The organism is Kitasatospora terrestris (assembly GCF_039542905.1).
Classification (GTDB): Bacteria; Actinomycetota; Actinomycetes; order Streptomycetales; family Streptomycetaceae; genus Kitasatospora; species Kitasatospora terrestris.
The window spans coordinates 7,617,076-7,629,409 of record NZ_BAABIS010000001.1; the positions used below are offsets into that span (position 1 = coordinate 7,617,076).

Consider the following 12,334-nt stretch of genomic DNA (forward strand, 5'->3'; position numbering starts at 1 on the left):
CGGTGGAGAGGAACAGACGACGTGGAGCAGCGAGTGCTCGGCCGGACCGGCCGCGCGGTGTCGGTGGTCGGCCTGGGCACGTGGCAACTCGGCGCGGACTGGGGCGACGTGGAGGAGAGCACCGCGCTCGCCGTCCTCGACGCCGCCGTCGAGGCCGGGGTGACCTTCTTCGACACCGCCGACGTGTACGGCGACGGCCGCAGCGAGCAGCTGATCGGCCGCTACCTGCACGGGCCCGGCGCGGGCGCCGGCATCTTCGTGGCCACCAAGCTCGGCCGCCGCCTGCCGCAGCTGCCCGAGAACTACGTGATGGACAACTTCCGCCCCTGGGTGGAGCGTTCTCTGCGCAACCTGGACACCGACCGGCTCGACCTGGTGCAGCTGCACTGCCCGCCGACCCCGGTGTACTCCTCCGGCGAGGTGTTCGACGCGCTGGACACCCTGGTCGCCGAGCAGAAGATCGCCGCGTACGGCGTCAGCGTGGAGACCTGCGAGGAGGCGCTCACCGCGATCGCCCGGCCGGGCGTGGCGAGCGTGCAGATCATCCTCAACCCGTTCCGGCTCAAGCCGCTGGAGGCGGTGCTGCCCGCCGCGCAGGCCGCCGGGGTCGGCATCATCGCCCGGGTGCCGCTGGCCAGCGGCCTGCTGTCCGGCCGGTACACCGCGGAGACGGTCTTCCCCAAGGACGACCACCGCACCTACAACCGCGACGGCTCCGCCTTCGACCAGGGCGAGACCTTCTCCGGCGTCGACTACGCGACGGGTGTCGAGGCCGCCGTCGAGTTCGCGCAGCTCGCCCCGGCCGGGGCCACCCCGGCGCAGACCGCGCTGCGCTGGATCCTGCAGCAGCCCGGCGTCAGCTCGGTGATCCCCGGCGCCCGCTCGGCCGAGCAGGCCCGCGCGAACGCGTCCGCCGCCGACCTCCCCGCGCTGCCGGAGGCGACGCTGGACGCGGTCCGCGAGCTGTACGACCGGCGGATCCGCGCCCAGGTGCACGGCCGCTGGTAGCCGGAGCGCGCCACCGGCGCTGCGTCAGGCGGCGTCAGGCGGCGTCGTCCCTGACGTAGTCGAGCAGGACCACGCCGTTGGAGAAGGTGCGGCTGCGGGTCAGGGTGAGCGGCTGTTCGAGGTCGGTCGGCGGGAAGAGCCGCTTCCCCCGGCCGATCAGCACCGGGTGCACCAGCACCCGGTAGGCGTCGACGAGGCCGTGCTCGCGGAACGCGGCCCCCAGGTCGGCGCCGCCCACCACGATGTCGCCGCCCGGCCCGGCCTTCATCGCCCGCACCTCGGCCGGGTCCACCTCGTGGCGGACGGTGGTGTTCCAGTCGGCGTGGTCGAGCGTGCGCGAGTACACGACCTTCGGCATCGACCGCCAGATCCCGGCGAAGTCCACGATCGCCGGCGGGGCCTGCCGGTCCTGGTCGGCGGTCGGCCAGTACGCGGCCATCAGGTCGTACGTCACCCGGCCGTGGATGAACGCGCCCATGGTGCGCAGCTCGTCGTTGAGGAAGCCGTGGAGCTCGTCGTCGACCCGGTGCCAGTCGATCCGGCGGTCCGGGCGCTCGATGTAGCCGTCCAGGGAGACCGACATCATCAGGATGATCTTCCGCATGGCTGTCCTCGCGCGATGGGGGCCGTGGCCGTTCCACGGTATGCGCTGGGCCGGCGGTGGACGGGGTGCCAGGATGCGTGTCATGGGACCGACCGGTGGTGACGGGCAGAGCTGGGATCCGGCGGCGGAGGGCGTGCTGCGGCTGCCATCCGGGCGGCTGGTGCGCGGACGGGCGCTGCGGCGGCCCGTCCCGGACGGCCCCCGGCCCGCCTGGGGCCTGTACCTGCTCGGGCGGCCGCCGGCGGCGACGGCGTGGCCGCAACGCTGGGTCCGCTGGCCGGACTTCCGGCTCCCGGCCGATCCGGTCGACTTCGCCGCCGCGCTGCGCGAGCTGTGGACCCGGGCGGAGCACGAGCGGGTCGAGGTCGCCTGCGGCGGCGGACGCGGCCGCACCGGCACCGCCCTCGCCTGCCTCGCCGTCCTCGACGGCGTCGCCCCGGCGGCGGCCGTCGGCTTCGTCCGCGACCACTACCACCCGCGCGCGGTCGAGACCCCCTGGCAGCGCCGCTTCGTCTCCCGCTCCACCGTTGCCCGGTGAGCTGCCGTCGGGTGGGGCGGCGGGGGTGTCGGTGGGCGCTGCTAGGGTCGCGATCATGATGAAGCGCGTGCCGTTCACCGGGGACGAGAAGACCAGCCTCCACGTCGCGCTGGACCGGCACCGGGACGCGGTGCTGTGGAAGTTGGAGGGGCTGGACGACGAGCAACTGCGCCGCCCGATGACGCCGGGCGGCAACAGTCTGCTCGGGCTGGTGAAGCACCTGGGCGGCGCGGAGTTCGGCTGGTTCAGCGAGGCGTTCGGCCGGGAGACCGGCCCGCTGCCCTTCGACCTGGACGCGGACCAGGACTCCGACCTGCGGATCGAGCCGGACGAGACGACGGAGGACGTGCTGGCGTTCTACCGGCGGGCGTGCGAGGCGTCGGACCGGGTGATCGCCGAGCTGGCGCTGGAGGACACCGGCACCGCGTGGTTCGGCGAGACGGTGTCGCTGCGCTGGGTGCTGATCCACATGACCACGGAGACCGCCCGGCACGCCGGCCACCTGGACGTCATGCGCGAGCTGCTGGACGGCGCGACGGGCGACCACGACCGCACGTGACGGCCCGTCAGTCGGTGCGGCCCTCCGGCGTGAGCAGGACGTAGTCCGCGCCGGAGGAGTCGAGGCAGACCGCGAGCCGTCCGACGCCGGGCGTGTCGTCCGGGCCCATCTGGACGGAACCGCCGCCGGCCGTGCTCGCGGCCACCGCCGCGTCGCAGTCCGCGACCGCGAAGATCGGGTGCCAGTACGGGCGTCCGCCGGTGAGGACGAGCGCCTCGGCGGGGAGCTCCATCAGGCCGCCGTGCATCCGCTCCATCGGCTGCCCGGCGGGGGTGATCATGCTGTAGCTGCCCCCGCCGCCGGGCAGCTCCGTGTCGTCGTAGCGCCAGCCGAAGACGCGCCGGTAGAACTCGCGGGCGTCGGCCGCGTCGGTGGTGTACAGCTCGACCCAGTTGAGGCTGCCCGGGCGGTCGACCGCCTCCAGTCCGGGCGACTTCCCCGGCTTCCAGACGGCGAACTGCCCGCCCAGCGGGTCGCTGAACTGCGCCATCCACGCCCAGCCGCCGGCGTCCATCGGCGGGACGCGGACGGTGCCGCCGGCCTCCTCGACCGCCCGGGCGGTGGCCTCCACGTCGTCGGTGCGGAAGTAGATCATCCAGGCCGAGCGGGCGCCCTCCTCGGTGAGCCGCCCGATCGCACCGACTGCCTCGCCCTCCGAGCTCAGCAGCCCGTAGGCACCCTCCTCCTCGCCGGCCTCGGCCCCTTCCTCGGCGGCGATCGGGTGGTACTTCCAGCCGAGCACCGAACCGTAGAAGGCCGCGGCGGCGGTCGGGTCGGGTGCGCCGAGGTCGATCCAGCAGGGTGAGCCGGGTACGAATTCGGTGGTGATCATGGCGATTCCCTCCGGTGGATCTTCGCGAACCATTCCGAATTTCAGACTGGCTCATCGGAGGTGGATCCGCGCGCTCCGGAAAGGAGTATCACCGGGCGCGCTGGGAATGATCTCCGGGGCCGTGCGTGCGGATATCGCGAAGATCCCCGGCCGCCCTGCGTGTCGGGTGCACACCCGGGGAAGCGGACAGGTAGCGGGTCGGATCACCCCGCGCCCGGAATTCGCGGAATATCCGCCCCGCAGCCGCGAAATCGTCACCTGCGGCGCGATTGGCGGGCGCGAGGCCGGGCAGAGGCCGCATGGCCCGCAAATGACCGGGGGGAATCTCCGTCGGCTCCACCGGGACCAACATCGCTTTTGTCGCAGTACGGCAGCAGAAAGGCACGGGCGTGGCACTCAGCGTGAGCTACGGGGAGCGGTACGGCTGGACAGTGGTCCAGGTCGCGGGGGAGATCGACATCGCCGGGGTGGTCGCCCTGCGCGAGCGCCTCCAGCGGCTGGTCACCGAGGGCTGCCTGCACCTGGTCGTCGACATCGGTCGACTCGACTTCTGCGACTCCACCGGTTTCGCGGTGCTGGTCGCCACCCGGCGGCTGCTCGCCGCGCGCGGCGGCCGACTGCGGCTCGTCCTGCCGCCGGCCGAGTCGCACACCCGCAAGGTGCTCGCGCTGTTCGGGATCGAGCGGATCTTCGACGTGCACGAGTCGGTGGAGGACGCCCTCGCCGACGCCCGCACCGTGCCGGGCGCACCGCAGGACGCGGTGCCCCGGCAGCGGGACACGGCGGCGGCCGCCACCGAGTGACCGGACGGGCCGCGCGCTACAGGGGGGTGCCGAAGTCCTGGGTCCACCACGGGCCGCCGCTGCCGGTGTGGATGCCGACGCCCATCTCGGTGAACGAGCAGTTCAGGATGTTGGCGCGGTGGCCCGGGCTGTTCATCCAACTGGTCATCACGGAGGAGGCGCCCTGCTGGCCGCGGGCGATGTTCTCGCCCCAGCGGCTCCAGCGGTAGCCCGTCGCGTCGATCCGCTGCTGCGGGCCGACGCCGTCCGGGTTGGTGTGGTCGAAGAAGTCGCGCGCCGCCATGTCGTCCGAGTGCCGCTGCGCGGCCTGCTGGAGCTGCGCGTTCACCCGCATCGGGCCGCAGCCGTTGCGGGCGCGCTCGCTGTTCACCAGGTCCAGCACCTGCTGCTGGGCACTGGCGGTGGGCGTGCGGGGCGCCGGGGAGGAGGAAGCCACCGTCGGGGTCGGCGTGGGGGTGGGGGTCGGGGTGGGCGAGGGCGTCGGGGTCGGCGTGGGGGAGGGGGAGGTCACCGCGGCCGGGACGACCTCGGTGGTGGCCGGCGGGGCCGCGTCCGGCTGGGCCGGGGCGGGGTCGGGCCGGCCGATGGTGAGGACGCCCGCGATCACGACCACCACCGCAGCACCGCCGACCGCCAGCGGCTTGCGGCCGCGCGGGGCGACCCGGCGCCGCCCGCCGCCACCGGCCCGCCGGTGCGAACGCAGCGCGTGGCCACCGCCCGAGCCGCCCGCGCCCGAGCCGCCCGCGCCCGCACCTGCACCGCCCGCACCTGCACCGCCCGTGCCCGTGCCCGCGCCGCCGGTGGCGAGGCCGGCCGTGCCGCCGCCGCTGCCCGCGGCGGCGGTGAGCGCCCAGGCGGAGTGGCCGAAGGCGTCCGGGATCGGGATCATCGCCAGGCCCGCCAGCAGCCCCTCGGCCGGCATCAGCCCGTCGCGCATCCGCCCGCAGCCGTGGCACTCCTTCGCGTGCCGGCCGATCCGCTTGCGCCACAGCGCGCTGGGCGCGCCGTCCCAGCCGGCGGTCAGCTCGGCCAGCCACGGGCAGGGCGGGTTGACGGCGAGCGCGCGGACGACCACCCGGGCCGCCTCCAGCTGCGTCTTCATCCGCTGCACCCGGACCGCGGCGTGCGCGGACGATATCTCCAGGGCGGCGGCCAGCTCGGCGCGGCTGAGCTCGCCGGCCGCCTCCTGCCACCACAGGGAGAGCAGGTCCTGGTCGCCGGGGTCGAGCCAGCGGGTCGCCTCGGCGACCTCGCGGCGCTGCTCGGACAGGCCGAGCCGGACGATGGTCAGCCCCACGAAGTCGGAGCCCGGGTCGGCCATCCCGTACGCCGAGTCGATGTCGTCGCCCGGCAGGGTGGGCTGGGCGTCCCGGTGGCGGCGGCGGATCTGGTTCATCGCGATCGCCACCACCCAGGAGCGGAACCCGTACGGGTCGCGCAGCCCGGGCAGCCCGTCGACCGCGCGGAGCATCGTCTCCTGCACCACGTCGTCGGTGTCCGGGTGCCCGGAGAGGGCGCGCCCGACGATGTTGTACACCAGCGGAAGGTGCCCGCTGATCAGCTCGGCGGTCGCCTGCCGGTCGCCGAGCTGTGCCTGTCCGACCAGCGCCGCTGCGCGTTCGCTCTCCACTGCGCGGTCCACCTCTGTGTGTCGCCTGTCCGGTCCTGCCCTCACGCACTGGGAGATCCGGCGGCCCGGCTCCGATAACGAAAACCTGTTTGGAAAAATTCGAGCCGGCCTGGCCAGGGACCCTAGCCCACCGAAAACCCGGTGCGTCGCGCCGGGTCGGTGCGCCACCCTGGCGCGATGACGGGATCCCTGATGACGACGGCCGCCGAAGGCGCGGCGGCAGGCCTGGGCGTGGCGATGCCCCTGGGTGCGATCGGGGTCCTGCTGCTCCAGGAGGGGCGGCGCGGCTGGCGGCCCGCCGCGAGCGGGGCGGCGGCGGTCGCGGTGGTGGACGGGCTGTACGCGGCGGTGGCGGTGCTGGTCGGACCGCAGCTGGCGCGGGCGCTGGCCGGGTACGAGGGCTGGGTGCGGCTGCTGTCGGCGGTGCTGCTCGCGGTGATCGCGGTGCGCGGGCTGCTCTCGCTGCGCGGCGCCGCGCAGTCGGCGCAGGCCGGGCCCGGGGAGGCCGCGGGCGGGGGTGAGGGCGGCGCGTTCCGCTCCTTCGTCCGGTTCGGGCTGCTCACCCTGGTGAACCCGATGACGGCGCTCTACTTCACCGCGCTGATCGCGGCCCGGGGCAGCGGCGGGTCCGGTGGATCGGGCGGGGCGGTGTACGTGGCGGCGGTGTTCGCGGCCTCGCTGCTGTGGCAGGAGCTGCTCGCCGCGGCCGGTGCGCTGGCCGGGGCCCGGCTGCGGCCGGGAGTGCGGCGCGCGACGTACGCGGCCGGTTACGGGCTGGTGGCGTGCCTGGCGATCCGGCTCGCCTGGCCGGGCTGACCGGGCACGGAGAGTGGCCGTCCGGGAGGCGGACCGTGGCCGGTGTGGTCCGGCCCATAGCGGCGGTGGTTGACGGTGGGCGCAGCGTGGGGCGGCGGTCACGGACCGTCGACGCCACCCGTCCGAGTGGCTCCGAAACCGGGTGAAGCGGGTCACTCGGCGCGGCGGCCGGCCGCGTGAAATGCGGCCCGGTCGTTGCCGATGAGCGTGCTGTACCGCCGGTAACCATGCTCTGAGCTGCGAAGACCTGTGAATGCTTGGCATGGCTGCCCAGGACCCGTAACTTCGAAACCGGTGCAGGGCGCACCACCCGGGATCACCCGAGCAGGACAGACTCCCCGGCGCGGCGAACACGCCGCCCGCAGGGACGCGGGGTGACCGAGGCGCAGGCCGGCCGGCAGGTTCGGCCGACCGCCCGCGACGAACAGGTACGAGCGAGGACGGGCTCTCCCGAGCCCTGGTTCCGCCTGCCTGCCCCCGGGACTTCCGAAAGGAACCGCATGATCTTCCGTAACGAGACCGCCACCGCGACCGCCACCACCGAGAACGGCGGCCGCAAGCGCAACCGCCTGCGTGCGGCCATCGTCGCCGGCACCGCCGTGGCAGTCCTTCCGGTGGCCGGCCTCGTCGCGGCGACCTCGGCTTCCGCCGCGCCCGTCTCCACCTGGGACAAGGTCGCGCAGTGCGAGTCCACCGGTGACTGGTCCATCAACACCGGTAACGGCTTCTACGGTGGCCTGCAGTTCACCTCCAGCACCTGGGCCGCCTACGGCGGCACCCAGTACGCGCCGCAGGCCAACCAGGCCACCAAGGCGCAGCAGATCTCCGTCGCCGAGAAGGTGCTGGCCGACCAGGGCCCGGGTGCCTGGCCCGTCTGCTCCGTCCAGGCCGGTCTGACCAAGGGCGGCGCCGCCGCCGACGTGGACACCTCCTCGTCCACCGCCACCTCCAAGTCGACCACCACCAAGTCGACCACCGACTCCTCGGCGTCGACCGCCGACTCCTCGGCGTCGACCACCGACTCCTCGGCCAAGGCCTCCCGCTCCGAGAGCCGCGCGCAGGCCCCCCAGGCCCCGCAGGCCGCCGAGCAGGACACCGCCGCCGGCAGCTACACCGTCAAGTCCGGTGACACCCTGAGCGCCATCGCCGGCGCCAACGGCACCAGCGCCGACGCGCTGTACGCCAAGAACGCCCAGACCATCGGGTCCAACCCGGACCTGATCTACCCCGGCCAGGTGCTGAGCGTCTGACGCACCGCCGGAACGCGGCCGCCCCTTGTTGTCGGGAAGGGGCGGCCTTCGGCATGTCCGGAAACGTTTCACCGCCGGGCCTGGCATGACCGCCACGGAACCGGCCGCTCCCCGCCCCTTCCGCGAGGTCTGCCGGCAGGCGCCGAGCAGGTGCTCGGGTCCGCGGTGTCGCGGCAGGTCGCCGAGCTGGAGCGGTACGCCCGCGGGGTGCGGTCAGTACGTGGTGCGCGTCTCGCGGCGGGCGGGCAGGATCTCCTCGACCGCGCTGGTGCCGGAGCCCTCGCGGGACTCCCAGGCCCAGGTCTCGTCGAGCCGGAGCCGGCCGTCCGCCAGCCGGGACAGTTCGCTGACGCAGCGTCCGCTGCTGGTCTCCCCGGCCTGGTTGAGCTGGACGTACCGGAACTCCAGGGTGTCGCCGACCCGGGTGCCGACCAGGTGGCCGTGGACGATCTCGCCGCCCCGGTACGAGGCCCAGATCCGGCCGTCCTGCTCGCGGTAGCCGAACCGGGTCGCCGTGTCGACCTCACCGGTTTCGGCCCGGCCGGTGGGGGCGAAGGTCAGTCCGTCGAGGGAGGGCAGCATCGCGGGGCTCCTTCCGGGGAGGTGGAGCGCCCAGTCGATCACGCCAAGGCCCCGCCGGGTGGGGCCTTTTCGCATGGTGGGACGGTCGGCCGCCCGGAGCGCGGCTCAGAGGTAGTCCTCCAGCCGGGCTACGGCGAAGCCCTGCGCGGTGGCGGCGTCCAGGAACCGGCGCAGCATGTCGGTCATGGTGCCCTTCCAGCTGTCCGGGCCGCGGAAGTGGGTGAGGACGATGTCGCCGGGGTGCAGGCGCTGGTCGGCGTAGCGGTACTCGAGGTGGTCGGCGAACGCCTCCTCGTTCCACAGCGGCACGGCGGTGATCCCGCACCCGGCGGCGATCCGCAGGCTGGTGGCGGTGTACTCGCCGTACGGCGGGCGGAACAGGCGCGGGCGGGTGCCGATCTCGTGCTCCAGGCGGTCCTGCTGGCCGCAGATCTCCTGCTGCTGGCGGGTGTCGTCCAGGCGGCGCAGGTCGGGGTGGTTGACGGTGTGGTTCTGGATCGCGACGCCCTGCCGCTCCAGCCGGCGGAAGTACTCGTAGTCGGAGCGGGCCAGGTAGTCGGAGAGGAAGGCGCTGACCGGCACCTCCAGCTCGGCCAGCATCCGGCTGAACTCCGGGTCCTTCTCGGCGCCGTCGTCGACGGTCAGGAAGACCACCTTGTCCTGGGTAGGCACCCGGTACACCACCGGCGGCAGCCCGGCGGCCCGCTTCACGCCGGGGCCCTCGGCCAGCTCCGGCTTGCTGCGGGGCGCGGCCGGGGCGCGCAGCGGGACGGCGGCCAGGCCCCAGCGGCGGGCGGTCTGGACGCGGCGCTGCGCGGCCGCCTCGCGCTGGGCCGCGGCGGCCTGGGCGTTCAGCTCCTGCCGGTCGGCGCGCTCCGGCTGGACGGCGGGCCGCACGGCCGGGGGAGCGGCGGGGACCTGGTCGGGCGGCGGCGCGGCCTGCTCGGCCGAAGTGCCGCAGCCGGTCAGCGCGGCGGCCAGGACGGCGCTCAGCCAGGCGGCGCCGGTGAGCGTCCGGCTACGGCGGGTGGATGATCCGATCGGCATACCGGCGGATCGTCCCCGCGCCACGACCGGACCAACCAGCTCTCACCCGGACGGCCCCACGGGCGCCCGGCCCGGCAGCGGTTGACAGCCCCCGGCGGCGCGGCGTACAGAGAAGAACATGCGCCAGGGCGTGCCGGCGGACCCGCACAGCCCGCCACCCCTCGGCGGCAGCGACCGGCCCGACCCGGCGCCTGCCGCGGCCCCCGACGTCCTGCTGCCTCCCTCCGACGAACTGCTGCAGGTCCTGGACGGGCAGCCGGCCGGAGCCTGGGCCGAGGAGGTCGGGCCGCTGCTGGCGGACACCCTGGTCCAGGCCGTCCGCACCACCGCGGCCTACGGCGGCATGTTCTACCTGCGCTCCGCCGACCGCCGCTCGCTGGTGATCAGCGCCGTCGCGGGCGTGCCGCTGGCCCTGCTCGACGCCTTCCGGCGGATCCCGGTCGCCGCCCCGCTGCCCGTCGCCGAGACCTACCGCACCGGCCGCACCGTGCTGCTCTCCGGCGCGGACGACGCGATGCGGCGCTACCCCCGGCTCGCCGTCGGCATGCCCTACGCCTACGCCTCGGCGGCCGTCCCGATCGTCGACGGCGAACAGGTCTTCGGCGTGCTCTCCGTGCTCTGGCCCGCCTCCCCGGCCGGGCCGCCGCCCACCGCCCGCCGCCAGCTGCGCGCCGCCGCCCACCGGATGGGCGCCGCCCTCGCCCCGTTCGGGGAGCGGGTGCACGGTGACGGCTACCCCGCCGCCGTCTCCCTGCCGGACCCGAGCGGCGGCGCCCTGAGGCTGGGCTTCTTCGAGTGGGACCTCACCGACAACCGGCTCAGCGTGGACGACGAGCTCGCGACGATCCTGGGCATCGAGGACTTCGACGGCCGCGGCGCCACCCTGCTGGAGCGAATCGTCCCCGAGGACGTCGACCTGCTGCGCCAGACCGCCCGCGCGGCGGCGCGCGGCGGCGGCGGGTTCGCCCGCCAGGTGCGCACCCTGGACCCCAGCGGCGGCCACCGGATCCTGGACCTGCGCGGCCGGGCGGTGGGCGGCGGCTCGCACCTGGTCGTCGCCGTGCTCGACGCCGGAGCGGCCGGCGCCGCGGTCGCCGCCGTCGAACGGCTGCGCGACGGGGTCTTCGCCCTCGACCCGGAGGGCCGGCTCGGCTACCTCAACCGCAGCGCCGAGCTGCTCCTCGACACCGACCGGGACCTGCTGCTCGGCCGGCACCCCTGGTCGGTCCTCACCTGGCTCGCCGACCCCGCCTACGAGGACCGCTACCGCGCCGCGATGCTCTCCCAGCAGCCGACCGCCTTCCTCGCCTGCCGCCCGCCCGACCACTGGCTCGCCTTCTCGCTCTACCCCGACGCCCACGGACTGACCGGACGGATCATCCCCGCCTCCTCGCCCGGCGACCACCGCACCACCCTCCCCGAGGCGCCGCCGCCGACCCGGGCCAGCGTCGGCGCGGTCTACCACCTGCTGCAACTGGCCAGCGCGCTCACCGAGGCCGTCACCGTGCAGGAGGTCTGCGACTGCGTGATCGACCAGATCCTGCCCGGCTTCGGCGGGCAGGAGATCGCGCTCTACCTGGCGCGCTCCGGACGGATGCACCTGGTCGCCCAGACCGGTTACCCCACCGGATTCCTCGACCCCTTCGAGGGCACGCCGCTGCGCGCCCGGCTGCCCGGCACCGAGGCCCTGGCCACCGGCGCGCCGATCTTCTTCGAGTCCGAGGGCGAGCTGGACGCCGCCTACCCCGGCATCACCCGCGACGAGATGCACGCCTGGGCGTTCCTGCCGCTGATCGCCTCCGGCCACCCGGTCGGCAGCTGCATCCTCGGCTTCGAACAGCGGCGGACCTTCACCGCCGAGGACCGGGCGGTGCTCTCCGCCCTCGGCGGCCTGATCGCCCAGGCACTCGAACGGGCCCGCCTCTACGACGCCGAGTTCGCCCTCGCCCGCGGACTGCAGCAGGCGCTGCTCCCGCACCGGCTCCCCGAAGTCCCCGAACTCACCATCGCGGCCCGGTACCTGCCCGGCACCCGCGGCATGGAGATCGGCGGCGACTGGTACGACGCCGTCGCCACCGCGGGCGGGGTGTGGCTGGTCATCGGCGACGTCGAGGGCCACAATGTCGGCGCCGCCGCAGTGATGGGCCAACTGCGCTCCGCCGCGAGGGCGTTCGCCACCGGCGGCAGCTCGCCGCAGGACGTCCTCGCGCGCACCAACCACCTGCTGGTCGACCTCGACGCCGGACTGCTCGCCAGCTGCTGCCTGCTGCGGCTCGACCCCGTCGACGGACGCTACATCGCGGCCCGGGCCGGACACCTGCCACCGCTCCTGCGCCACGCGGACGGGCGGACCGAGATCCTCGACGTGGCCGGCGGCCCGCTGCTCGGCATCGACCGCAGCGTCGAGTACCCGGTGACCCGGGGCACCCTCCCCGCCGGGGCGATCGTCGCGCTCTACACCGACGGCCTGGTCGAACGGCCCGGTGCCGCCGTCTCGGAAGGCATCGACCGGCTGCGCACCACCCTCGCCCACGCCGCGGCCCCCGACCTGGAGGCCCTCGCCGACCTGCTGCTCGGCCGCGCCAGCCGCATCGAGCACCGCGCCGACGATGTCGCCCTCCTGCTCACCCGCCGCGAACCCTCCGGGTAGCGGCGGCACTTGTCA

The 12,334-nt window shown here is 74.7% G+C and carries 12 protein-coding genes; 7 read left to right on the forward strand and 5 right to left on the reverse strand.

The genetic code is table 11. The features are described from left to right. The first annotated feature begins 21 nt into the window (after nucleotides 1–21). A complete protein-coding gene (locus tag ABEB06_RS34905; protein ID WP_345700934.1) occupies nucleotides 22–1,008 on the forward strand; it encodes an aldo/keto reductase in 987 nt (328 codons plus the stop codon). 34 nt (nucleotides 1,009–1,042) lie between these two features. Here the strand turns inward: ABEB06_RS34905 and ABEB06_RS34910 are convergent, their stop codons facing one another. Then, nucleotides 1,043–1,612, reverse strand: coding sequence for a dihydrofolate reductase family protein (locus tag ABEB06_RS34910; protein WP_345700935.1), 570 nt, complete (start codon nucleotides 1,610–1,612; stop codon nucleotides 1,043–1,045). 82 nt (nucleotides 1,613–1,694) lie between these two features. Between ABEB06_RS34910 and ABEB06_RS34915 the strand changes: the two genes are divergently transcribed. Further along, nucleotides 1,695–2,150 carry a protein-tyrosine phosphatase family protein gene (locus tag ABEB06_RS34915; RefSeq protein ID WP_345700936.1) on the forward strand — a complete coding sequence of 152 codons (456 nt, stop codon included), beginning with the start codon at nucleotides 1,695–1,697 and terminating at the stop codon, nucleotides 2,148–2,150. Nucleotides 2,151–2,205: 55 nt separating this feature from the next. After that, nucleotides 2,206–2,709 (forward strand): DinB family protein, encoded by a 504-nt coding sequence (locus ABEB06_RS34920; protein ID WP_345700937.1) that lies wholly within the window; start codon nucleotides 2,206–2,208, stop codon nucleotides 2,707–2,709. Between the two features lie 7 nt (nucleotides 2,710–2,716). On the opposite strand, the gene ABEB06_RS34925 is transcribed toward ABEB06_RS34920, so the two are convergent. After that, nucleotides 2,717–3,541 carry a VOC family protein gene (locus ABEB06_RS34925; RefSeq protein ID WP_345700938.1) on the reverse strand — a complete coding sequence of 275 codons (825 nt, stop codon included), beginning with the start codon at nucleotides 3,539–3,541 and terminating at the stop codon, nucleotides 2,717–2,719. Between the two features lie 389 nt (nucleotides 3,542–3,930). Here ABEB06_RS34925 and ABEB06_RS34930 point away from each other — a divergent pair, with 389 nt between their 5' ends. After that, on the forward strand, nucleotides 3,931–4,344 hold the full coding sequence (locus ABEB06_RS34930; protein ID WP_345700939.1) for an STAS domain-containing protein: 414 nt from the start codon (nucleotides 3,931–3,933) through the stop codon (nucleotides 4,342–4,344). A 16-nt stretch (nucleotides 4,345–4,360) separates the two neighbouring features. On the opposite strand, the gene ABEB06_RS34935 is transcribed toward ABEB06_RS34930, so the two are convergent. Beyond that, nucleotides 4,361–5,974, reverse strand: a complete 1,614-nt coding sequence (locus tag ABEB06_RS34935; RefSeq protein ID WP_345700940.1) for a sigma-70 family RNA polymerase sigma factor — start codon at nucleotides 5,972–5,974, stop codon at nucleotides 4,361–4,363. Nucleotides 5,975–6,151: 177 nt separating this feature from the next. Between ABEB06_RS34935 and ABEB06_RS34940 the strand changes: the two genes are divergently transcribed. Together ABEB06_RS34940 and ABEB06_RS34945 are read left to right on the forward strand one after the other, a co-directional pair. Next, nucleotides 6,152–6,790, forward strand: a complete 639-nt coding sequence (locus ABEB06_RS34940; RefSeq protein WP_345700941.1) for a LysE family transporter — start codon at nucleotides 6,152–6,154, stop codon at nucleotides 6,788–6,790. A gap of 500 nt (nucleotides 6,791–7,290) precedes the next feature. Then, nucleotides 7,291–8,040 (forward strand): LysM peptidoglycan-binding domain-containing protein, encoded by a 750-nt coding sequence (locus ABEB06_RS34945; protein ID WP_345700942.1) that lies wholly within the window; start codon nucleotides 7,291–7,293, stop codon nucleotides 8,038–8,040. 213 nt (nucleotides 8,041–8,253) lie between these two features. Here ABEB06_RS34945 and ABEB06_RS34950 read toward each other — a convergent pair whose 3' ends face one another. Next, nucleotides 8,254–8,622 carry an avidin-fold protein gene (locus tag ABEB06_RS34950; RefSeq protein ID WP_345700943.1) on the reverse strand — a complete coding sequence of 123 codons (369 nt, stop codon included), beginning with the start codon at nucleotides 8,620–8,622 and terminating at the stop codon, nucleotides 8,254–8,256. Nucleotides 8,623–8,727: 105 nt separating this feature from the next. Next, a complete protein-coding gene (locus ABEB06_RS34955; protein ID WP_345700944.1) occupies nucleotides 8,728–9,669 on the reverse strand; it encodes a polysaccharide deacetylase family protein in 942 nt (313 codons plus the stop codon). A 118-nt stretch (nucleotides 9,670–9,787) separates the two neighbouring features. Between ABEB06_RS34955 and ABEB06_RS34960 the strand changes: the two genes are divergently transcribed. Beyond that, nucleotides 9,788–12,319: a SpoIIE family protein phosphatase gene (locus tag ABEB06_RS34960; protein ID WP_345700945.1), complete on the forward strand. Its 2,532-nt coding sequence runs from the start codon at nucleotides 9,788–9,790 to the stop codon at nucleotides 12,317–12,319. Nucleotides 12,320–12,334 lie beyond the last annotated feature (15 nt).